General features: G+C 63.3%; 18 protein-coding genes and 1 pseudogene. 6 read left to right on the top strand and 13 right to left on the bottom strand.

The features are described 5' to 3' along the window. Positions 1-2 precede the first annotated feature (2 nt). A complete protein-coding gene (locus ACHMXK_RS16485; RefSeq protein ID WP_397441614.1) occupies positions 3-362 on the top strand; it encodes a hypothetical protein in 360 nt (119 codons plus the stop codon). Positions 363-381: 19 nt separating this feature from the next. Here ACHMXK_RS16485 and ACHMXK_RS16480 read toward each other — a convergent pair whose 3' ends face one another. The 3 genes from ACHMXK_RS16480 to ACHMXK_RS16470 all read right to left on the bottom strand — a co-directional run bounded on the left by ACHMXK_RS16480 (position 382) and on the right by ACHMXK_RS16470 (position 2,706). Further along, positions 382-1,155, bottom strand: a complete 774-nt coding sequence (locus tag ACHMXK_RS16480; protein ID WP_397441613.1) for a BPSS1780 family membrane protein — start codon at positions 1,153-1,155, stop codon at positions 382-384. Positions 1,156-1,314: 159 nt separating this feature from the next. Then, positions 1,315-2,301 (bottom strand): homoserine kinase, encoded by a 987-nt coding sequence (locus tag ACHMXK_RS16475; RefSeq protein WP_397441612.1) that lies wholly within the window; start codon positions 2,299-2,301, stop codon positions 1,315-1,317. Between the two features lie 33 nt (positions 2,302-2,334). After that, positions 2,335-2,706, bottom strand: coding sequence for a hypothetical protein (locus tag ACHMXK_RS16470; RefSeq protein ID WP_397441611.1), 372 nt, complete (start codon positions 2,704-2,706; stop codon positions 2,335-2,337). A 214-nt stretch (positions 2,707-2,920) separates the two neighbouring features. On the opposite strand from ACHMXK_RS16470, the gene polA reads away from it, so the two are divergent. The 5 genes from polA (at position 2,921) to ACHMXK_RS16445 (ending at position 9,628) form a co-directional block, all read left to right on the top strand. Then, entirely contained in the window at positions 2,921-5,755 is a 2,835-nt protein-coding gene (gene polA / locus ACHMXK_RS16465) for a DNA polymerase I (protein WP_397441610.1), read from the top strand. Between the two features lie 21 nt (positions 5,756-5,776). Then, the gene (locus ACHMXK_RS16460) at positions 5,777-6,715 is read left to right on the top strand and encodes a helix-turn-helix transcriptional regulator (RefSeq protein ID WP_397441609.1); all 939 of its coding nucleotides are present in this window, start codon (positions 5,777-5,779) and stop codon (positions 6,713-6,715) included. Positions 6,716-6,813: 98 nt separating this feature from the next. After that, on the top strand, positions 6,814-7,608 hold the full coding sequence (locus tag ACHMXK_RS16455; RefSeq protein WP_397441608.1) for a fumarylacetoacetate hydrolase family protein: 795 nt from the start codon (positions 6,814-6,816) through the stop codon (positions 7,606-7,608). Positions 7,609-7,716: 108 nt separating this feature from the next. Beyond that, positions 7,717-8,616, top strand: a complete 900-nt coding sequence (locus tag ACHMXK_RS16450; protein ID WP_397441607.1) for a dienelactone hydrolase family protein — start codon at positions 7,717-7,719, stop codon at positions 8,614-8,616. 127 nt (positions 8,617-8,743) lie between these two features. Then, positions 8,744-9,628 (top strand): ZIP family metal transporter, encoded by an 885-nt coding sequence (locus ACHMXK_RS16445; RefSeq protein WP_397441606.1) that lies wholly within the window; start codon positions 8,744-8,746, stop codon positions 9,626-9,628. Positions 9,629-9,708: 80 nt separating this feature from the next. On the opposite strand, the gene ACHMXK_RS16440 is transcribed toward ACHMXK_RS16445, so the two are convergent. From ACHMXK_RS16440 to ACHMXK_RS16395, 10 genes and pseudogenes are all read right to left on the bottom strand, one after another. Next, positions 9,709-10,773 (bottom strand): threonine aldolase family protein, encoded by a 1,065-nt coding sequence (locus ACHMXK_RS16440; protein ID WP_397442546.1) that lies wholly within the window; start codon positions 10,771-10,773, stop codon positions 9,709-9,711. Beyond that, positions 10,770-11,747, bottom strand: a complete 978-nt coding sequence (locus ACHMXK_RS16435; protein WP_397441605.1) for a tripartite tricarboxylate transporter substrate binding protein — start codon at positions 11,745-11,747, stop codon at positions 10,770-10,772. Before ACHMXK_RS16435 ends, ACHMXK_RS16440 begins: the two co-directional genes overlap by 4 nt. Positions 11,748-11,792: 45 nt before the next feature. Then, a complete protein-coding gene (locus ACHMXK_RS16430; protein WP_397441604.1) occupies positions 11,793-12,464 on the bottom strand; it encodes a GntR family transcriptional regulator in 672 nt (223 codons plus the stop codon). Between the two features lie 235 nt (positions 12,465-12,699). Then, complete coding sequence (locus ACHMXK_RS16425) at positions 12,700-13,683, bottom strand: 2-hydroxyacid dehydrogenase (protein ID WP_397441603.1); 984 nt, start codon at positions 13,681-13,683, stop codon at positions 12,700-12,702. A 17-nt stretch (positions 13,684-13,700) separates the two neighbouring features. Beyond that, a complete protein-coding gene (locus ACHMXK_RS16420) occupies positions 13,701-14,636 on the bottom strand; it encodes a sugar kinase (RefSeq protein WP_397441602.1) in 936 nt (311 codons plus the stop codon). 22 nt (positions 14,637-14,658) lie between these two features. Beyond that, on the bottom strand, positions 14,659-15,441 hold the full coding sequence (locus tag ACHMXK_RS16415) for an amino acid ABC transporter ATP-binding protein (RefSeq protein ID WP_397441601.1): 783 nt from the start codon (positions 15,439-15,441) through the stop codon (positions 14,659-14,661). 44 nt (positions 15,442-15,485) lie between these two features. Further along, positions 15,486-16,292 carry a transporter substrate-binding domain-containing protein gene (locus ACHMXK_RS16410; protein ID WP_397441600.1) on the bottom strand — a complete coding sequence of 269 codons (807 nt, stop codon included), beginning with the start codon at positions 16,290-16,292 and terminating at the stop codon, positions 15,486-15,488. 55 nt (positions 16,293-16,347) lie between these two features. Continuing rightward, positions 16,348-17,001: an amino acid ABC transporter permease gene (locus ACHMXK_RS16405; protein WP_397441599.1), complete on the bottom strand. Its 654-nt coding sequence runs from the start codon at positions 16,999-17,001 to the stop codon at positions 16,348-16,350. Continuing rightward, positions 17,001-17,673, bottom strand: a pseudogene (locus tag ACHMXK_RS16400) (amino acid ABC transporter permease). Before ACHMXK_RS16400 ends, ACHMXK_RS16405 begins: the two are co-directional and overlap by 1 nt. Before the next feature lie 180 nt (positions 17,674-17,853). Continuing rightward, a complete protein-coding gene (locus ACHMXK_RS16395) occupies positions 17,854-18,927 on the bottom strand; it encodes a LacI family DNA-binding transcriptional regulator (protein ID WP_397441598.1) in 1,074 nt (357 codons plus the stop codon). Positions 18,928-18,943 lie beyond the last annotated feature (16 nt).

The raw sequence follows: 18,943 nt of genomic DNA, 5'->3' as shown, positions 1-18,943 counted from the left end.
CAATGAACGAGACCGAGACAAGCGCTGAATCTTTAGCTACCGAGGTGGCGCACCAGGAATTTCGCACCGGCGTGCCCGCTGGCCGTTTCCGCCTGATCGTGAACCCCGAGCGCGCCCAGAAATACGTCAAACACCGCTTGTTTGTGGTGGGTATCTCGTTGCCCCTGCTGGGCATAGGCACGGCCTTAGGCCTGTCGGGTTACCCGTGGATCGGTTTGCCGCTGGTGGTGGTGGGTGCCTTGTTGCACCGTGTCGTGAAAGCCCATGCCACGAAAATTTTGCTGCACCTGGCGCTGCATGACGCCAAGGTCTACCGGGAAGCGCTGGACTACGAAATCCTGGAAGTGCGCCGCGCGGCCTGAGCTTGGCGCAGGGCTTGGTTTACGGCGTATCTCCGGCGGGGGGCAGGGCCTCGTCCTCGGGTGACGCGGCAAAACTGCCCTCGAAGGTGAAATAAATCGAGGTCGAAAACATGGCCGCCATCAGCAGGGCGACGGGCATGATCAGCGCGGCCGCGGCTTCCGGACTGCCCAGCAGGCCGGCCACCAGCGTGACCAAGACCCCGACCACCATCAGCACCACCATCCAGGCGATGCCGAACACGGCGTAGGCGCCGGCATTCCTGAAACACACGACGGCGCTGAAAAACAGGCTTTTGACCGGCGGCACGCCATGCCAGTGCACCAGCGCGGGTGCATGCCAGAACAAGATCGAGATCGGCAGGTAAAACGCCATGACCACCAGCATCGTGCCCTGCATTCCGGGTGACAGCGCACTTTCGCGGCTGACCGGGGCATCAAAAAACAGCGGCACCACGGACACCACCAGCAGGCAAGCCGCCGCATACAAAAAACCCAGGATCAGCATGGCCCGGCCGCGCTGCTGGCCGGCCCGGAAGGCGGAGACCAGGATGGTGGGCATGGGGAATTTCCCTTTGGTGGCCTCCAGCGTGGCAGCCATCAGGCCCAGTGTGGCGGCCGGCACGATGGCCAGTGCCAGCACCACGCCGACCACGGGAATCAGCGAGGCCAGCGTCGCGGTCGCCATGTAGAGGAAAAACAGGCCCGACAAGGCCAGCGGTTGTTTGAAAAATGTCTGGATGCCGAGCTTGACCCATGTGATGCCGGTGCGTGCGGGAACGATGTTGAGTTTCATGGCGAGGCTTGCATGTTGAGAGGTTCAGGGCGGTCCGGGTTCACTTGCGCGGGGAAATGCGGCGATGGGATGAACAATTTAACGCCTGCGGAGAAGTTTGCTTCAAAAATCGGGGTCGGCAGCCATTTTCTGACGCTGCCGGCATCACGGGCACCGGCCTCAGTCTTGCAGGCTGTAAGGATGGGCAATACGCTGGCGCAATACACGCTCGAAATGGCCGGGATCGTGCGCCTGCAACACCGCGGCTTCGCGCGGCAGGTGTAAGTCCCACAAGCGTGAAATCCAGAAACGAAGGGCGCCGGCGCGTTGCATGGCCGGCAGCAAGTTGCGCTCCTGCGGGCTCAGGCGGCGCACCGCCTGGTAGGCGGCCATGAAGGCCCGGGCGCGTTCGGCATCGTGTGCGCCTGTGGCCAGGTCCACACACCAGTCGTTCAGGGTGACGCCTATGTCGAACAGGAAAGCGTCCCAGCCGGCAAAATAAAAGTCAAAAAAGCCGGTCAGCTCCAGGCTGTCGCCTTGGCGGTCGAACATCACGTTGTCGCGAAACAGGTCGGCATGCACCGGCCCGCGCGGCAAGGCCTGGCAGGCCGAAGAGGCCGCCACATGGTTCTGGTAAGCCAGCTCGGACAGGATCAGGCGGTTTTGCGCCGGGTCCAGATGGGGCAGAACCACGGGCACGGTCTCATTCCACCAGGCCAGGCCGCGCAGATTGGGCTGCTGGCGCGGGTAGTCGAGCCCGGCCAGGTGCATACGCGCCAGCATGTCGCCGACGGCCGCACAGTGGGCTGGCGTGGGCGCGAGTTCGCTGCGGCCGCGCAGGCGGTCCACCACGGCGGCGGGTTTGCCTTTGAGCTTGAGCAGGATGTCGCCGGGTTTGCCGGCCTTGCCATTCACCAGGGCATGCGGCTCGGGCACGGGAATGCCGTGCTGCGCCAGGTGTTGCATCAAATACAGGTAAAACGGCAACTGCTCAAATGACAGGCGCTCGAACAGCGTCAACACGTAGCGACCCTGGTCGGTGTCGACAAAGTAGTTGGTGTTTTCTATGCCACCCGCGCAAGCGGTGATGGTTTGGAGCTGCCCCAGCCCGAGAGATAGCAAAAGGGGAGCGGCCTCGTCGAACGAGACTTCGGTGTAAACGGCCATGCCTGAAACTGAAACCTGAAACTAAAGCAAAAATTAAAACTTGAACACGTTCCAGACACGGCTGCCGGTCGCGCCCACACCGCTCGATTTGGCGGGGGCCGTGCCGCCACCCTTGGCGTCGTCGGAGGGCAAGACTTCGTAGGCCGGTACATTGGCCTTGGACTGCACGGTGATGTTTTGCGTCTCACCGCCCACCCGCAATTCGTCAATGCGCGAACCAGCGTCTTCGACGTGGATGCGCTGGATGGCGGGCTCCGGCCGGCGGCTGACCGGGTTGGTGCCGGGCTCCAGGGCAGGCGCGGGAGCGAGCGACTGTGCCGGCGTCGCTGTCTGGGCCCAAGCCGGGACGGCTGTCCATGCCGCAGCGGCGCCAACGAGCAGGAGGGAGCAAATAGGGTGTTGCATGGGTCCATTGTAGGACGCTGGCGCCCGGGATGCTATGCCCAACTTCCGCCATGCGCGGCGGGGCTTTTGCGGGCGATCCGCTTTGTTACAAAACCAGGCCAGGCGGCCAGCCTTGCCTTGGGTTTTGTGCCTCACGGCGTATCCCGCGAAAGCCCCGCCGCGCGCGGCGTGAAGTCAGGCAGAGCCTCCCAGGATATAGCTGACAATCAGGCCCATGAGCACCGACAAAAAAACACTTCTGCTGGTGGACGGCTCCAGCTACCTGTACCGCGCTTTCCACGCCATGCCCGACCTGCGCGCCGACCCGGGCGACCCCAACAGCCCGGCCACGGGCGCCATACGCGGCATGATCAACATGATGCAAAAGCTGCGCAAGGATGTGCGGGCCGATTACGCCGTGTGTGTGTTTGATGCCAAAGGCCCGACGTTTCGCGATGACATTTACGCCGAATACAAGGCCCAGCGTTCGCCCATGCCGGACGATTTGCGCAGCCAGGTGGAGTCGATCCATGAGGTGGTGCAGCTGCTGGGCTGGAAGGTGCTGGCCGTGCCCGGCGTGGAAGCCGATGACGTCATCGGTACGCTGGCCTGCCTGGGCTCGCAGCAGGGCATTGAAGTCATCATTTCCAGCGGCGACAAGGACTTGAGCCAGTTGGTTGATGAACACATCACCGTCATCGACACCATGAACGACAGGCGCCGCGACCTGGCCGGCGTCGAGGCCGAGTTTGGCGTGCCGCCGCGCCTGATGGTGGACTACCAGACCCTGGTCGGCGACACGGTGGACAACGTGCCGGGCGTGCCCAAGGTCGGCCCCAAGACCGCCGTCAAGTGGCTGCAGGAATACGGCTCGCTCGATGCCCTGGTGGCGCGCGCCGGCGAGATCAAGGGTGTGGTTGGCGAGAACCTGCGCAATTCGCTGGACTGGCTGCCCACGGGCCGGGCGCTGGTGACCATCAAGAAGGACTGCGAGTTGTCCGACTACATCGCCGGCCTGCCTGCGATGGATGCCATCGCCATGGGCGAGCAGCAGACCGAGGCCTTGAAGTCTTTTTATGAAAAATACGGCTTCAAGGGCCTTGTCCGTTCTATAGGCGGCGACTCGGCTGCCAGCACCGATGCGGCAGCAACCCCCAAGGCTGCCAAGCCCGCCAAGCCCAAGAGCGACACCGATACCAGCGACATGTTCGCGTCCGAGCCGGAAGAGGCGCCGGGCGAGGGGACCGAAGCCAGCGCACCGGCCAGCAACGTGCACTACGACACGATTTTTACCTGGGAGGCGTTTGACGCCTGGCTGGCCAAAATCGAAGCCGCCGAGCTGGTGGCGCTGGACACCGAAACCACCTCGCTCGACGAAATGTTGGCCAGCATTGTGGGCCTGAGTTTTAGCGTCACACCCGGTGAGGCCGCCTACATTCCGCTGACCCACGACTACCCCGATGCGCCGGCGCAACTGCCGCGTGACGAGGTGCTGGCACGCCTCAAGCCCTGGTTGGAAAACGGCGCCAGGAAAAAACTCGGCCAGCATGTCAAATACGACCGCCATGTGTTTGCCAACCACGGCATCGAGGTCCAGGGCTACGCCCACGACACCATGCTGCAAAGTTATGTGCTGGAGGTGAACAAACCGCACGGCCTGGCCAGCCTGGCCGATCGTCATCTGGGGCGCAGCGGCATCAACTACGAAGACCTGTGCGGCAAGGGTGTGCACCAGATCAAGTTCAACCAGGTCGATATTGCCAAGGCCGCCGAATATTCGTGCGAAGACTCCGACCAGACGCTGGACGTGCACCGCGTCTTGTGGCCGCAGTTGCAGGCCAATGACAAGCTGCGTTTTATTTACGAACTGGAAATGCAGAGCAGCGAAACGCTGTACCGCATTGAGCGCAACGGCGTGTTGATAGACGCGCCCATGCTGGCCAAACAAAGCGGCGAACTGGGCACGCGCATTTTGCAGCTGGAAGCCGAGGCCTACGAGATCGCCGGCCAGCCCTTCAACCTGGGCAGTCCCAAACAGCTGGGCGAAATTTTCTTTGACAAGCTGGGCATGCCGGTGGTCAAGAAAACGCCTAGCGGCGCGCGCAGCACCGACGAAGAAGTGCTGGAGAAACTTGCCGAAGACTACCCGCTGCCGGCCAAGCTGCTGGAGCACCGCTCGCTCAGCAAGCTCAAAAGCACTTACACCGACAAGCTGGCGCAACTGGCCCATCCGCGCACGGGCCGGGTCCACACCCACTACGCGCAGGCCGTGGCCGTCACCGGCCGTCTCTCCAGCAACGACCCGAATCTGCAGAACATCCCGGTGCGCACCGCCGAGGGCAGGCGCGTACGCGAGGCCTTTGTGGCACCCGCCGGCAGCGTGATTGCCAGCGCCGACTATTCGCAAATCGAGCTGCGCATCATGGCCCACATCAGTGGCGACGAAGCGCTGCTGCGCGCCTTCACCGACGGCCTGGACGTGCACCGTGCCACCGCCGCCGAAGTGTTTGGCGTGGCGCTCGATCAGGTCAGCAGCGAGCAACGCCGCTACGCCAAGGTCATCAACTTCGGCCTGATCTACGGCATGAGCAGTTTTGGCCTGGCGAAGAATCTGGGCATTGAAACCAAGGCCGCAGCGGCCTACATAGACCGCTATTTCCAGCGTTATCCTGGCGTGAAAACTTACATGGAGGAAACCGTGCTGTTTGCCCAGCAGCACCGTTATGTCGAGACCGTGTTTGGCCGCCGCCTGCAGTTGCCCGAGATCGCCGGCGGCAACGGGCCGCGCAAAAAGGCCGCCGAGCGCCAGGCCATCAACGCGCCCATGCAGGGCACGGCCGCTGACCTGATCAAGCTCAGCATGAACAAGGTGCAGCAGGTGCTGGACGCCGAAAATCGTGCCACCAAAATGATTATGCAGGTGCATGACGAACTGGTGTTCGAGGTGCCCGAGGCCGAGGTCGAATGGGTGCGCACCGAGATTCCCCGCCTGATGGCCGGCGTGGCCGAACTCAAGGTGCCGCTGCTGGCCGAGATCGGCTTTGGGCCGAATTGGGAAAAGGCGCACTGAGGCCGGCCTGCCGCAACGCGTATGACGGGCATCAAAACCTACGGCATGTCGGAGCGGGCCGACCACCTGGACTTTGACATCCGTTCGCAACTGGTGCGGCCGCCGTTGGTGCGTCCGCACCGGCACGAATATTTCCAGATCCAGATCAGCCTGCAGGGCGACACCGAACAAAACGTGGCCGGCACGGTGCGGCCTTTCAAGCGCGGCTACCTGAGTTTTATCCTGCCTTACCGCGTGCATGTGATCCCGCACCCCGAAGGCTCGCGTTACGTCATCATCAACATGGCGCAGCAGTTCTTGCGTCCCGGGCTGGACGTGGACCCGCTGGACCTGGAAGACGTGCCGCTGAGCCGGGCGCCCGAACTCGCGCCTTTTTTGTTCCAGGAATACGCCGACTTTTATTTCGACGAAGACGAGTTTCCCGAAGTCGAAGTACTGCTGGAAAAACTCGCCGATGAAAATACCAGGCGCCGCTTCGGCTCGATCGAGATGATTCGCGGCCTGATGCTGCAACTGATCGCGCTGACCTGTCGCAAGTTTGAAGCCGACCTGCTGCGCCTGTCCGCCAGCCAGGCCCAGCAAGGTAGCCGGCGCGCCAGCCTGCAGCGCGCGGTGCGTTATATACGCGACCATCTGGCGAGCGAGATCACGCTGGCTGACGCGGCGGCCGCGGCGTTTTTGTCGCCCAATTACCTGGCGCATCTGCTGAAAAAAGAAATCGGCAAAACCTTCACCGAACTGGTGACCGAGCGGCGCCTGGAGTTTGCGCAGGAGTTGCTGGCGCACAGCAGCCAGCGGATTGCCGGTGTGGCCCATGCCTCGGGTTTTGCCGACGAGGCTTATTTCGCCCGCCGCTTTCGCCAACGGTTTGGCCAGACACCCAAGGCATACCGCGACAGCGTGCGCGCGAAAAATTTCCGGCGCCTGAACTTCTGCTGCGCTGCAACATGGCTGCATTGAATCGTCCGGTAAATGCGTAAGTGTGTCTGGCCGCGGCCCGCCAGGGCGGCTTATGCTGCTGCTTGCGAACCAACCTGCACACACTTCTGGAGAGAGACATGACGGATATGAACAAACGCGGCATTTTGCAAACCGGCGCCTTGATGACGGCCGGTGCTATGGTGGGTTGCGCCACGCCCGGCACGGCGGCCAATGCGCCCGCCACACCGTTTGCCGTGGCCGACACCTATGTGCCCATCGCCGGCAGCAGCGAGATGTTTCCGGTGCGGCGGATTTATTGCATAGGCCGCAATTACGCCGCCCACGCGATCGAAATGGGCTCGGACCCGACACGCGAGCCGCCTTTCTTTTTCCAGAAACCGACCGACGCCATTCAGGTCGTGCCGCCCGGCAAGATCGCCGACCATGCTTATCCCTCCCTGACCAAAAACTACCATTACGAAGTGGAGCTGGTGGCGGCCTTGTCCAAGGGCGGGCGCAACATTCCCATGGACAAGGCGCTGGACCTGGTCTACGGCTACGCCTTGGGCCTGGACATGACACGCCGCGATTTGCAGCGCGGCATGGGCGACCAGAAAAAACCCTGGGAGATTGGCAAAAGTTTTGACCAATCAGCGCCCATAGGCCCCATCCACAAGGTGGCGCAGACCGGCCACTACACCAAAGGTGCGATCTGGCTCAAGGTCAACGGCCAGGTCAAACAGCAGGCCACCTTGAACCACATGATCTGGTCGGTGGCCGAACAAATCTCCAAACTGTCCGAAGCCTTTGAACTCTTTCCCGGCGACATCATTTATTCGGGCACGCCGGAAAACGTCGGGCCTGTCGTCAAGGGCGACGTGATCGAATGCCACATCGATGGCCTGCCTGAACTCAGCGTCAGGATTGTTTGAGGGCAGGGCAGGGGCGGGGCGCACCTTGGTAGTCCCCGCACTGGCAAGAATGTCGGCGAGCACATAGACTCGGGCGGTTTGTTTCAACCACTCATCCAGAAAGCCGCCATGCTCAACAACGATCAGAAAACCGAGTTCGATGCCCTGCTGCCCGGCCACAGCACGGAAAACGGCGCCACCCGCCGCACCGCGCTAAAAGCCGCGCTGGGCGTCGGGTATGCGGCCACGGCCCTGCCCATCATGGCGCAGACCGCCATCAAGACCTCGTCAGACGGCCTGAAAACCGGCGAGACCACGGTGGAGGTCAACGGCTTCAAGGTGCCGGTGTTTTACGCCGCACCGGCCGGCAAAACCAACCTGCCGGTGGTCCTGGTGATCCAGGAAATTTTTGGTGTGCACGAATACATTGCCGACACCGCCCGCCGCTTCGCCCAGGCCGGCTACCTGGCGATTGCGCCCGAGCTGTTTGCGCGCCAGGGCGACCCGACCCAATACGGCGAGATGGCCAAACTCATGGCCGAAGTGGTTTCCAAGGTGCCCGATGCCCAGGTCATGGCCGACCTCGATGGCGCCGTGAAATGGGCCGGCGCCAATGGCGGCAACACCGCCAAGGTCGGCATCACCGGCTTTTGTTGGGGTGGCCGCGTGAGCTGGCTGTATGCCGCACACAGCCCCAACGTCAAGGCCGCGGTGGCCTGGTACGGCCGCCTGGTTGGCGCCAACACCGCCCTCACGCCGAAAAACCCGATCGACCTGACCCCCATCCTGAACGGCCCGGTGCTGGGCCTGTACGGCGGGCAGGACAGCGGCATCCCGCTTGACACGGTTGATAAGATGAAAGCTGCTCTTGCTGCCGGTAGCCCGGCGGCGAAGGCCTCGCAGTTTGTGGTGTACCCTGATGCCCCGCACGCTTTCCATGCCGACTACCGCCCTAGCTTTCGCAAGGAGCCGGCAGAAGATGGCTGGAAACGCGCTCTGGCGTGGTTCAAGGCCAACGGCGTCGCTTAAACTCTAGGCATGCCCCAGCCAAGCCGCCCCACAGCAATGTGTGGCGGCTTTTTAGCGTGGCTTTCTTTTTGGCAAATTTATTCAACCTTTTAGGGTTCTAGCCCTTATAGATAGGTCGCAAGCAGCTATGACATTGATAGCAATTTTGGTCGGAACCCTGGCCGCCGGCATCGGCAGCGTGTGGCTGGCGGCCTTGCTCAGCTTCGGCATGCTGGCGCGTTACACCGCCCACATGCTCAGCCTGGCGGCCGGCGCCTTGCTGGCCACCGCCTTCATGCACCTGCTGCCCGAAGCCTTCGAGAGCCAGGCCGGCGCCCAAGAGCTGTTCGCCACCTTGCTGGTGGGCCTGGTGTTTTTCTTTTTGCTCGACAAGGCCGAGCTTTACCACCACGGCCACGAACACCATGACCCCAAAGGCCAGGATGCTGGCCTGGGCTACATATTGGCACCGATACGTACCACTAATTCCCTGGAAGCCGAACATGTGGAAACCGCGCCCGGTGCGCTGGAGCACGGCCATGGGCACCACCACCATCATCATCACCACGGCGATCCGGCCCGACCCGGCAGCTGGGCCGTGCTGACCGGCGACAGCGTGCACGCTTTTGGCGACGGCATCCTGATTGCCTCGGCCTTTGTCGCCGACATGCGCCTGGGTGTGATCACCGCACTCGCCGTGCTGGCGCACGAAATTCCGCACCACATGGGCGACCTGATGGTGCTGCGTCAGAGCTCCAGCAACCAGCGTATTGCGCTGGTCAAGGTCTCCCTGGCCGGCGCGGTGACCGCGCTGGGCGGCTTGGTCGGTTACGCGCTGGTGGACATGTTGCACGACTGGCTGCCGTATTTCCTCGTTGTAGCGTCCAGCAGTTTTGTCTACGTCGCGCTGGCCGACCTGATTCCGCAACTGCAAAAACGCCTGAGCGCCCGCGAAACTTTTGCGCAAATCGCCTGGCTGGCGGTGGGCATTGCGCTGGTGACGGTGGTGAGCGGGCTGGCGCATTCTCACTGAATCCAGAAGGCTGACCTCTTGCGCCTTTGCTATTGAATCAATAGCTTCTTACGCCCACTGAGTATGGGCTGTAGGCCGATTTAATGTTGGATTCTGCGAAGCGCCTCGAACACCCGCAAGGTGGCCGCCACAGCCTCATCGTCGATATGCCTGTGCGTGACCAGGCGCAAGCTGCCGGCACCGCTGGCACGCACCAGCACACCGTGCTGGGCCAACTGCTGTTCCCATAACTGGCCGTCGGCTGCGCTGGCGCCTACGCGTACCCGCACGATGTTGGTCTGTGGCTCGGCCGGGTCGCACCAGGCCGCATCCATGGCCTGGAGTCCGCGGTAAAGGGCGCGGGCGCGCCGGTGGTCGTCGGCCAGGCGATCGATCATGTGTTCCAGCGCCACCAGCCCGGCGGCCGCCAGTACGCCGGCCTGGCGCATGGTGCCGCCCAGCATGCGGCGTATGTTGCGCGCGCGTTTTATGAAGTCAGCCGAGCCCATCAGCACGGAGCCGACGGGCGCGGACAAACCTTTGGACAGGCAGACCGTGAGCGAGTCCGTGTGTTCGGCCAATTGGTGCAGGGGCAGCCCAAGCGCGACCGCGGCATTGAACAAACGCGCGCCGTCGGTGTGCACCGGCACGCCCTGGGCGGCGGCCAGCGCATACAACGCTGCCAGCGCAGGTGGCGCGGCGACCGTGCCGCCTTGTGCGTTGTGGGTGTTTTCCACGCTGACCAGGGCGCTGGGGCAGCGCGCCCCGGCGTCGGTATCCAGCGCGGCGGCGAGTGCGTCCAGGCTGATCAGTCCGGCGGTGCCGGGCAGGCTGCGGTAATGCATGCCGGTCAGGCCGGCGGCGGCGCGTTCAGAGTTCAGCAGGTGGCTGGAGGCTTCGGCCAGCACCTCGCCGGGCACACGGGCATGCGCCAGCACCGCCACCAGGTTGCCCATGGTGCCGCTCACCACAAACAGGCCGGCGGCCTTGTGGAAGCGGGCGGCGCTCACTTCCTCCAGCTGGCGCACCGTGGGGTCGCCGTCCAGGCCGTCATCGCCCAGCGGGGCGCGGCACATGGCCTCCAGCATGGCGGCGGTGGGTTGGGTGACGGTGTCGCTGCGCAGGTCTATGAGTTGAGCGGGGGGCAGTGGGTGCATGGAACTCAGTCGGCCTTGATGTTGCGTTCTTTGACGATTTTGGCCCAGCGGATGGTGTCCGCTTCCATCAGTGTCGCGAATTGCGCCGATGTCTGGGGCGTGATGTCCATACCCAGGGATTCGAGTTTGCTCTGCAGTGCGGGCGCCTTCAGGGCGCGTGTCACGGCGTCGTGCAGTGCGGTCTGCACGCTGGCCGGCATTTTGGCCGGGCCCAAGAGGCCGAACCAGTGCGACACCGTCAGGCCTTTCAGACCACTTTCTTCAAAGGTCGGCACATTCGGCAGGGCCGTCATGCGTTTGGCGCCGGTGGTGGCCAGCGCGCGCAGGGAGCCGCTTTTGACATGCGGCACCACGGTGGGTGCGGAGGTGAACATGCTTTCGGTGTGGCCGGCAACCACGTCGGCGATGGCCTGGCCCGAACCTTTGTAAGGGATGTGGGTGATGAAAACGCCGGTTTGCAGCTTCATCAGCTCGCCCATCAGATGGGTGGCCGTGCCATTGCCGCCGGAGGCGAGGTTGAGCTTGCCGGGGCTGGCCTTGGCCATGGCCAGGTACTCCTGCACGGTTTGCGCCTTGAGTTTGGGGTTGACGGCGAGTATCAGCGGCGAGGAGCCAACCATGGCGACGGCGGTGAAATCCTTGAGCGCGTCGTAAGGCGTTTTGTACAGGCTGGGCGTGATGGTGTGCGGCATGTCCGCCAGCAGCAGGGTGTAACCATCGGGCGCGGCCCGCGCCACCATTTCAGCGCCCAGCATGGCGGAGGCGCCGGGTTTGTTGTCGACGATGACGGGCTGGCCCAGTTCACGCGAGAGCTCCGTGCCGAGGGCGCGGGCGATGTTGTCCGAGCCGCCGCCTGCCGTGTAAGGCACGATGATGCGAATCGGCTGGGCCGGCCATTTTTGCGCCAGCGCGATCTGCGGCAAGGCGGTGGTGGCCAGGGCGAGCATGGCCGAGCAGAGAAGACGACGCTGAGGATTTCGCATGGGGGCTCCTTGGTGTGATGAATGAAAGGGTGGGGGTGGCGGCCGCTACAAGGCGGCGGGCCGGCCCGGGTTGGGCGCGAGCGATTGCAGCCGGCCCTGCAGCGCATGGCTCAGGTGATCCCAGACGGCGCGCTGGGCCCGTGTCGCGTCGCGCGCTTCAATGGCCGCATAAATTTCCAGGTGTTCATCGATCGCCAGACGCAGGCGCCCGGCATCGTAATGTTCCAGTTGCTGCAGGGCCAGGCCGCTTTGCGCGCGCAGGTTGAGGTACAGCGACAGCAGCCGCTGGTTGCCGGTGGTCTGGAACATGGCCTCGTGAAAACGCCAGCCGATTTTTTGTGTCTCCAGCACGTCGAGCGCGGTGTGTTGCGCCATCTCGCGCAGCTGTTGCGCGCACAGGCGCAGGGCCTCGCTGGCGCCCTGTTGCGCCGCCAGCACGGCAGCAATACCTTCCAGGCCGAGGCGCACCTCGTGGATTTCGCGCATGTCCTCCACCGTCAGCTGGCGCACAAAGGTGCCGCGCGCCGGAATCACTTCGAGCAAGCCTTCCTGGGCCAAAGTCCTGATGGCTTCGCGCACCGGCGTGCGGCCCAGGCCCAAGGTCTCCGACAGGCCGCGCTCCGAAATCGAGGTGCCAGCGGCCAGTTCGCGCGACAGGATCAGCGCCCGAACCCGGGTGTAGGCCGTGTCGCTTTCCATGTGAAGTTCAGGTTTCATATCTGGTATACCAGTGGTGTGGCGGAATGATAGCAGACGTCAAATGATTTGAGGCGTGCGCAGAAAAGCCGCCTGTCGGCCGGCAGAAAGGGAGGGTGAGACAGGCGCGCCAACGCGCACCCGGCTCAGGCGGGCGTGATGAAAAAAGCGAGGAAAGGGTGAGCGGCCGTCACCCGGTCGCTATTGAATCAATAGCTTCTTGCGCCCGAAGGCTATGGGCTAGAGGCCGATTTGGTCAATAAGCCGCGGTGTCAAACACCGCTGCCGGCCGTTCACCGGCCAAAGCCTGCAGCAGGCTGGTCGTGGCCAGTTCCGCCATCGCGTGCCGGGTCTCAAACGTGGCCGAGCCGATGTGCGGCAGGGCGGTGACCTTGGGATGCGTGCGCAGCGGCGAGTCCATGGGCAGCGGCTCGGTGGCAAACACGTCCAGGCCGGCGGCGCGCAAGGTGCCGTGGTCCAGCGCCTGCAGTAACGCGTCTTCCTGCACTGTCGCGCCGCGTCCGCCGTTGATAAAAATCGCGCCCGGCTTCATGGCGCCGAAGACGCTGGTATCAATCATGCCGCGCGTACTGCTAGAAAGCGGCAACATGGCAACCACGATGTCGGCACGCGCCAGCAATTCGTTCATGGGGGTGTGCAAGGCGCGGCCTTGTAATTCGGGCGCTTGTGTGGCGAGGTCGACAGCCCGGCGTGCGTGGTAGAGCACCGGCATGCCAAAACCCAGCGCCGCACGGCGTGCAATCGCCTGGCCGATGCGGCCAAAACCCAGCAGGCCCAGCGTCTTGCCATGCACGTCGAAGCCGAACAGGTCTTCGCCTATGTTTTTGGTCCAGCGGCCTTCGCGCACCAGGTTGGAGAGTTCAACGATGCGGCGGCTGCTGGCCATGAGCAGGGCAAACACGGTGTCGGCCACGGTTTCGTCGAGCACGCCGGGCGTGTGGCACAACATGACATCACGTGCCGCCAGGGCGCTCAGCGCGTAGTTGTCGACACCGACGGAGACGCTGGAAATCACCTTGAGTTGCGGCGCGGCGGCGAGCAAGGCCTCATCCACCGGGTAGCTGGAACCTATCATGCCGACGGCCGTGGCCAGGGCGGCCTGAAACGCCGGCAACTGCGCGGGTACACGCGGGTTGGCGACGGTGACGTCGTGCACGGCTTGCAGGCGCGCCAGCTGATCGGGAGGCAGTTCGCGAAAGACCAGGATGTGTTGGCGCATGGCAGCAGTTCTCAGGGTTAAAGGTTGGCGGCGGCTAGTTCGGTACGTGTCGGCAGGCCTTCGCTGTCGCCCAGCACCTGCACGGCGCGTGCGCCTATCCAGGCGCCGCGTTTCACGGCCTCGGACACGGACAGGCCATCGAGCAGGGCGCTGATCACGCCGCAGGCAAAACCGTCGCCGGCGCCTACGGTGTCTATGACTTTTTCCACAGGGAAGCCGGCCACATGGCCGGTGCCTGCGCTGTCGCTGTCAAAGTAAGCGCCTGCTGCGCCCAGTTTGACGACCACCAGCTTGGCGCCGCGTTCGCGGTAAAAGCGCGCCACGCCTTCCGGCGTGGATGCACCAGTCAGGAACAGCCCTTCTTCCATGCCGGGCAAGACCCAGTCGGCATGGGTCGCCAGCTCGTTGATGGAGTCACGCATCAGCTCGGGCGTGGCCCAGAGGGTGGGGCGCAGGTTCGGGTCGAAGGACACCGTGCGGCCGGCGGCACGCATCAGTGTCATGGTTTGGCGCGCGGCGGGCAGGGTGCTGGCCGAGATCGCGGCAAACACGCCGGTCGCATGTAAATGCCGGGCCGAGAGCAGCCAGGCTGTATCGATGTCAGCGGCACTCATGTGGCTGGCGGCCGAACCTTTGCGGTGGTATTCCACCGGCGGGTCGCTGCCGTCCGTGACCTTGCCCTTGAACTGGAAACCGGTTTTCTGGCTGGCGTCACAGATCACGTGCGAGCAATCTATGCCTTCGCCCGACATGGCTTTGATCAGGTAACGGCCCATGGAGTCGGTGCCCAGGCGGCTGGCCCAGCCGACCTTCAGGCCCAGGCGGGCCAGGCCGATGGCGACATTGGTTTCGGCACCGGCCGTGCGTTTGTGGAAAAACTCCGCGTCTTCGAGCGGGCCGGGCCGGTCGGCAACCAGCAACAACATGGCTTCGCCAAAGGTGACGACGTCCATTGCGGAGGGTGTTACGCCCGACTCAATGTGCATGCTGATTCGAGCTCAGGATCTGGCCCAAAAAGTTGCGTGTTTTTTCGTTCTGCGGGTTGCTGAAGAACTGCTGCGGCGGGGCTTGTTCGATGATTTTGCCGTCGGCCATGAAAATCACGCGGTCGGCCACGCTGCGCGCAAAACCCATTTCGTGGGTGACACACAACATGGTCATGCCGTCGTCGGCCAGGCTGATCATGGTGTCCAGCACTTCCTTGACCATCTCCGGGTCCAGCGCCGAGGTGGGCTCGTCAAACAACATGATTTTGGGTGTCATGCACAAGGCGCGTGCAATCGCCACGCGTTGCTGCTGGCCGCCCGAGAGCTGGCTCGGGTATTTTTGTGCCTGCTCGGGAATCCGCACACGCGTGAGGTATTTCATCGCGATGGTTTCGGCTTCTTCCTTGCTCAGGCCGCGCGAACGCATGGGCGCCAGCATGCAGTTTTGCAAAATTGTCAGGTGCGGAAACAGGTTGAACTGCTGGAACACCATGCCGACTTCCTGGCGCACGGAATCGACATTTTTACCACCGGCCGTCAGATCAATGCCGTCGACCACAATGCGGCCTTTTTGCACGGTCTCCAGCCGGTTGATGCAGCGGATCAGGGTGGACTTGCCCGAGCCCGAAGGCCCGCAGACCACAATGCGTTCCCCAGCGGCCACGCTCAGGTTGATGTCGGTCAGTACCTGGAACTTGCCAAACCATTTGTCCACCGCTTCGATGCGGATGATGGCTTGGTCGCCGCTGGCGGCGGCGTGGGGGGAGGGCATTGTGTCTGTCATGAAAGCACCGTGGTCAGCAACTCGAATCGGGTTTATTGCAGTTTTGGCAGGTCGGTTTCCAGCCACTTGCGGTACAGCTTGTTGAGCTCGCCGTTGGCCGTGTTGCGGGCGACAAAGTCATCCACGGTTTTCAGCAGCTCGGCCTGGCCCGGACGCATGGCAACCGCCATGACCTGCTGGCGCAGCAAGAACTTGTTTTCGTAGGTGTTGGCAGGGGCGCGTTTGTCGATTTGCGCGGCCACCGTGGTGGAGCAACCGATGGCATCGACCTGGCCGGACATCAGGGCCTGCATGGCCGAAGCGTCGTCGTCAAAACGGCGGATTTCCGTGCCTTCAGGCGCCACGGCGGTCAGCGCCACGTCCTGCGTGCTGGCGCGGGCCACACCCACACGTTTGCCTTTGAGGTCGGCTGGGGCCTTGATGTCGGCCTTTTTGCTGCCGTACATCACGATGCTGGCGGCGGCGTAAGGCTTGGAGAATTGCACCTGTTTGGCGCGCTCGGGCGTGATCGCCAGCGAAGCCACCAGCAGGTCGACCTTGTTGGTCAGCAGGAAAGGAATGCGGTTAGGGCCGGTCACAGGCACCAGGTTGAGCTTGACGCCCAGGTCCTTGGCCATCAGGCGCGCCACGTCGGCATCGTAGCCGTCAGGCTGGTTGCTGCTGTTGGTCGTGCCATAGGGCGGAAAGTCGACCAGCATGCCTATGGTCAGTTCGCCTTTTTTCTTGATGTCCGCGACGGTTTGTGCGCTGGCGGCCGGCGCCCAGGTCGACAGGGTGGCGGCCAGGCCGAGGGCCAGAGCCGTGCCGGTGAAAACGCGGCGTTGCAGGGATTTGATCATGGTGATGTCTCCGTTGATAAAAAGGAAAAGACGAATGCTGCGAAGCGTTTGCCTGTCAGCGTGCCAGCGCTGCGGCTTGCCGGCGCTCCATTCGTGCGGCCAGCAAGGACAGCGGCCAGCACAACACGAAATAAATGGCCGCCACCACACTGAACACGATGAGCGGCTGAAAGGTGGCGTTGTTGATGATCTGGCCGGCACGTGTCACCTCGGTAAAACCGATGATTGCGGCCAGCGAGGTGCCCTTGATGATTTGCACCAGGTAACCCACGGTCGGTGCCAGCGCGATCTTGGCGGCCTGCGGCAGGATCACGTCACGCATGCGAGCGGTGTAGGACAGGCTGAGCGCATGTGCGGCTTCCGCCTGGCCGGCCGGGATCGCCTGGATGCAGCCGCGCCAGATTTCACCGAGGAAAGCGCTGCTGTTCAGAATCAGGGCCACACCGGCGGCGAGCCAGGGGTTGATGTCAAAACCCAGCACCGGCGCGCCGAAAAACACCAGGAACAATTGCAGCAGCAGCGGTGTGCCCTGGAAAATCTGGATGAAAGCGCCGGAGAGCAACAGCGCGACGCGGTTCTCCGAGGTGCGCGCCAGCGCAATGATGAGCCCGCCTATGGCGCCGCCAATAAAAGCGATCAGCGACAGGGCCACCGTCCACTGCGCAGCCTGCAGGATGAAGAAAAATTCAGGGGTGCCGAAAGTACGCATTACCGACGATCCGGGTAGTTGAGGCTGGTTTTGTAGATCAGGCGGAACAGCGCTGAAAACGCCAGCGCCAGCAGCAGGTAAATCACCGCCACCACGATGTAGATCTCAAAACTGCGAAAGGTTTGCGACTGCAGGTTGGCAGCGATCGAAGTCAGGTCGTCGGCGGAAATCGCCGAAAACCACGGCCGAACTCAACATCAGCAGGATGAACTGGCTGGTCAGGGCCGGGTAAATCGCCTTGAGCGCGGGTTTGATGATGACAAAGCGGAAAATTTCGTGGCGCTTGAGGTTGAGCGCCAGGCCGGCTTCGATCTGGCCCTTGGGAATGGACTCGATGCCGGCGCGGATGATTTCGGTGGCGTAGGCGCCGAGGTTGATCACCATGGCCGTCAGTGCCGCGGTATAGGCCGACCAGCGCAGGCCCAAAGCCGGCAGTGCAAAAAAGAAAAAGAACAGCTGCACCAGAAAAGGCGTGTTGCGGATCAGCTCGATGTAGACATTGATGACAAAACGCAGTGGCTTGGGGCCGGCGGTTTTGCCCCAGGCGCAGACGATGGCGACGATCAGCCCGAAGAACATCGCCAGCAGCGACAGCTCGATGGTGTTCCAGGTGCCTTTGAGCAGCAGCGGCCAGGCTGCAAAGACGTCACCGAATTGAAATGTGTAGTTCATGAGCGGGCGCTGGCACCGGAAGGGGCGCAGACGCTGGGGTCATTGTTGCAGTTAAAGGATTTCCTGAATAGAAGCGATTCAGGACTGTGATGGCAGATTCTGAAACCGGTTTCAGGAAATTATAGAAGAATATTTCTTTGCGTCATAAGCAGGGATAACCCTAGCTCTTGGGTCCGGAAATCAGGTTGTGGTGGGCACGGAAGAGCCCCGCGCAATGAGCTGGCCGGGCAGCAAGATTTGCCGCGCCGGCAAGACCACACCGCGCAGGCGCTCCAGCAGGCAGCCGGCCGCCACACGGCCCAGGTCGTCGGTGGGCTGGGCAATGGTGGACAGGCCAGGCCCGATGTAAGGTGACCATTCGGTCTCGTCAAAACCCACGAGCCCGAGGTCTTTGCCAAAACGCCAGCCGAGTCGAGCCATGGCGGCGGCCACACGCAAGGTGATCACCGCGTTGCTGGAGAACACGCCCGGCGGCCGACCGCCGGCCCGTTGGCGCAACTCGCGCAGCGCCTGGTCCAGCGCGTCGGTGTTGTCGAGGCTGCTCTCAAAGGTCTGGCCCTGGACTGCGGGCTGGCTGGCCGCGTTGTCGCTGATGAAGGTGCGGAAAGCGGCTTCGCGCTCCAGCCGTGAACTGACGTCCTTGATCGGCTCGGAGATAAACAGCAGTTCGCGGTAACCGGCCTCGACCAGGTGGCCGGCGCCCAGGCGCACGGCGCCGGCGTTGTCCAGCGAGACAAAGTCGGCCTGCATGCCCTGGTGGCGCCTGTCCACCAGCACCACCGGTTTGCCGTGGCGCGCGGCGGCTGCGGCGGCGCCGGCGTCGCGGCCCAGGGTGTTGAGGATGAAACCTTCGACCTGGTAGGCGGTCAGCGCCTCGATGGCTTCCCGTTCACGTGCGCCGTCGTTGCCGAGGTTGAACAGCATCAGCAGGTAGCCGGCTTCCTGGCAGGCTTTTTCGGCACCGCGCAACACGGCCACCGAGAAGGGGTTGGTCACGTCGGCCACGACCAGACCGATCAGCCGCGAACGTCCGCGTTTGAGGGCCTGCGCCATCGGGCTGGGCACATAAGCCAACGCGGCGACGGCGACCTCGACCCGGGTGGCGATGTCGGGTGTGAGCAGTTCTTCGCGGTGGTTCAGAAAACGCGAGACGGTGGCTTTGGACACGCCGGCCGCACGTGCCACATCGGCAATGGTCGCGCGGCCCGCAGGTCGGGGCAGGGGGGCGGCAGGGGGCTTGGGGATGGCAGGCATGGCGGAAAAGAAGCCC

The organism is Polaromonas sp. UC242_47 (genome assembly GCF_044452385.1).
GTDB lineage: Bacteria > Pseudomonadota > Gammaproteobacteria > Burkholderiales > Burkholderiaceae_C > Polaromonas.
This window is presented reverse-complemented; position numbering and strand designations above follow the sequence as displayed.

What these genes read in the sequence shown, in the direction of transcription:
- ACHMXK_RS16485 (WP_397441614.1), top strand. Translation starts at nt 3, where the DNA reads ATGAACGAGACCGAGACAAGCGCTGAATCTTTAGCTACCGAGGTGGCG.
- ACHMXK_RS16480 (WP_397441613.1), bottom strand. Translation starts at nt 1,155, where the DNA reads ATGAAACTCAACATCGTTCCCGCACGCACCGGCATCACATGGGTCAAG.
- ACHMXK_RS16475 (WP_397441612.1), bottom strand. Translation starts at nt 2,301, where the DNA reads ATGGCCGTTTACACCGAAGTCTCGTTCGACGAGGCCGCTCCCCTTTTG.
- ACHMXK_RS16470 (WP_397441611.1), bottom strand. Translation starts at nt 2,706, where the DNA reads ATGCAACACCCTATTTGCTCCCTCCTGCTCGTTGGCGCCGCTGCGGCA.
- polA (WP_397441610.1), top strand. Translation starts at nt 2,921, where the DNA reads ATGAGCACCGACAAAAAAACACTTCTGCTGGTGGACGGCTCCAGCTAC.
- ACHMXK_RS16460 (WP_397441609.1), top strand. Translation starts at nt 5,777, where the DNA reads ATGACGGGCATCAAAACCTACGGCATGTCGGAGCGGGCCGACCACCTG.
- ACHMXK_RS16455 (WP_397441608.1), top strand. Translation starts at nt 6,814, where the DNA reads ATGACGGATATGAACAAACGCGGCATTTTGCAAACCGGCGCCTTGATG.
- ACHMXK_RS16450 (WP_397441607.1), top strand. Translation starts at nt 7,717, where the DNA reads ATGCTCAACAACGATCAGAAAACCGAGTTCGATGCCCTGCTGCCCGGC.
- ACHMXK_RS16445 (WP_397441606.1), top strand. Translation starts at nt 8,744, where the DNA reads ATGACATTGATAGCAATTTTGGTCGGAACCCTGGCCGCCGGCATCGGC.
- ACHMXK_RS16435 (WP_397441605.1), bottom strand. Translation starts at nt 11,747, where the DNA reads ATGCGAAATCCTCAGCGTCGTCTTCTCTGCTCGGCCATGCTCGCCCTG.
- ACHMXK_RS16430 (WP_397441604.1), bottom strand. Translation starts at nt 12,464, where the DNA reads ATGAAACCTGAACTTCACATGGAAAGCGACACGGCCTACACCCGGGTT.
- ACHMXK_RS16425 (WP_397441603.1), bottom strand. Translation starts at nt 13,683, where the DNA reads ATGCGCCAACACATCCTGGTCTTTCGCGAACTGCCTCCCGATCAGCTG.
- ACHMXK_RS16420 (WP_397441602.1), bottom strand. Translation starts at nt 14,636, where the DNA reads ATGGACGTCGTCACCTTTGGCGAAGCCATGTTGTTGCTGGTTGCCGAC.
- ACHMXK_RS16415 (WP_397441601.1), bottom strand. Translation starts at nt 15,441, where the DNA reads ATGCCCTCCCCCCACGCCGCCGCCAGCGGCGACCAAGCCATCATCCGC.
- ACHMXK_RS16410 (WP_397441600.1), bottom strand. Translation starts at nt 16,292, where the DNA reads ATGATCAAATCCCTGCAACGCCGCGTTTTCACCGGCACGGCTCTGGCC.
- ACHMXK_RS16405 (WP_397441599.1), bottom strand. Translation starts at nt 17,001, where the DNA reads ATGCGTACTTTCGGCACCCCTGAATTTTTCTTCATCCTGCAGGCTGCG.
- ACHMXK_RS16395 (WP_397441598.1), bottom strand. Translation starts at nt 18,927, where the DNA reads ATGCCTGCCATCCCCAAGCCCCCTGCCGCCCCCCTGCCCCGACCTGCG.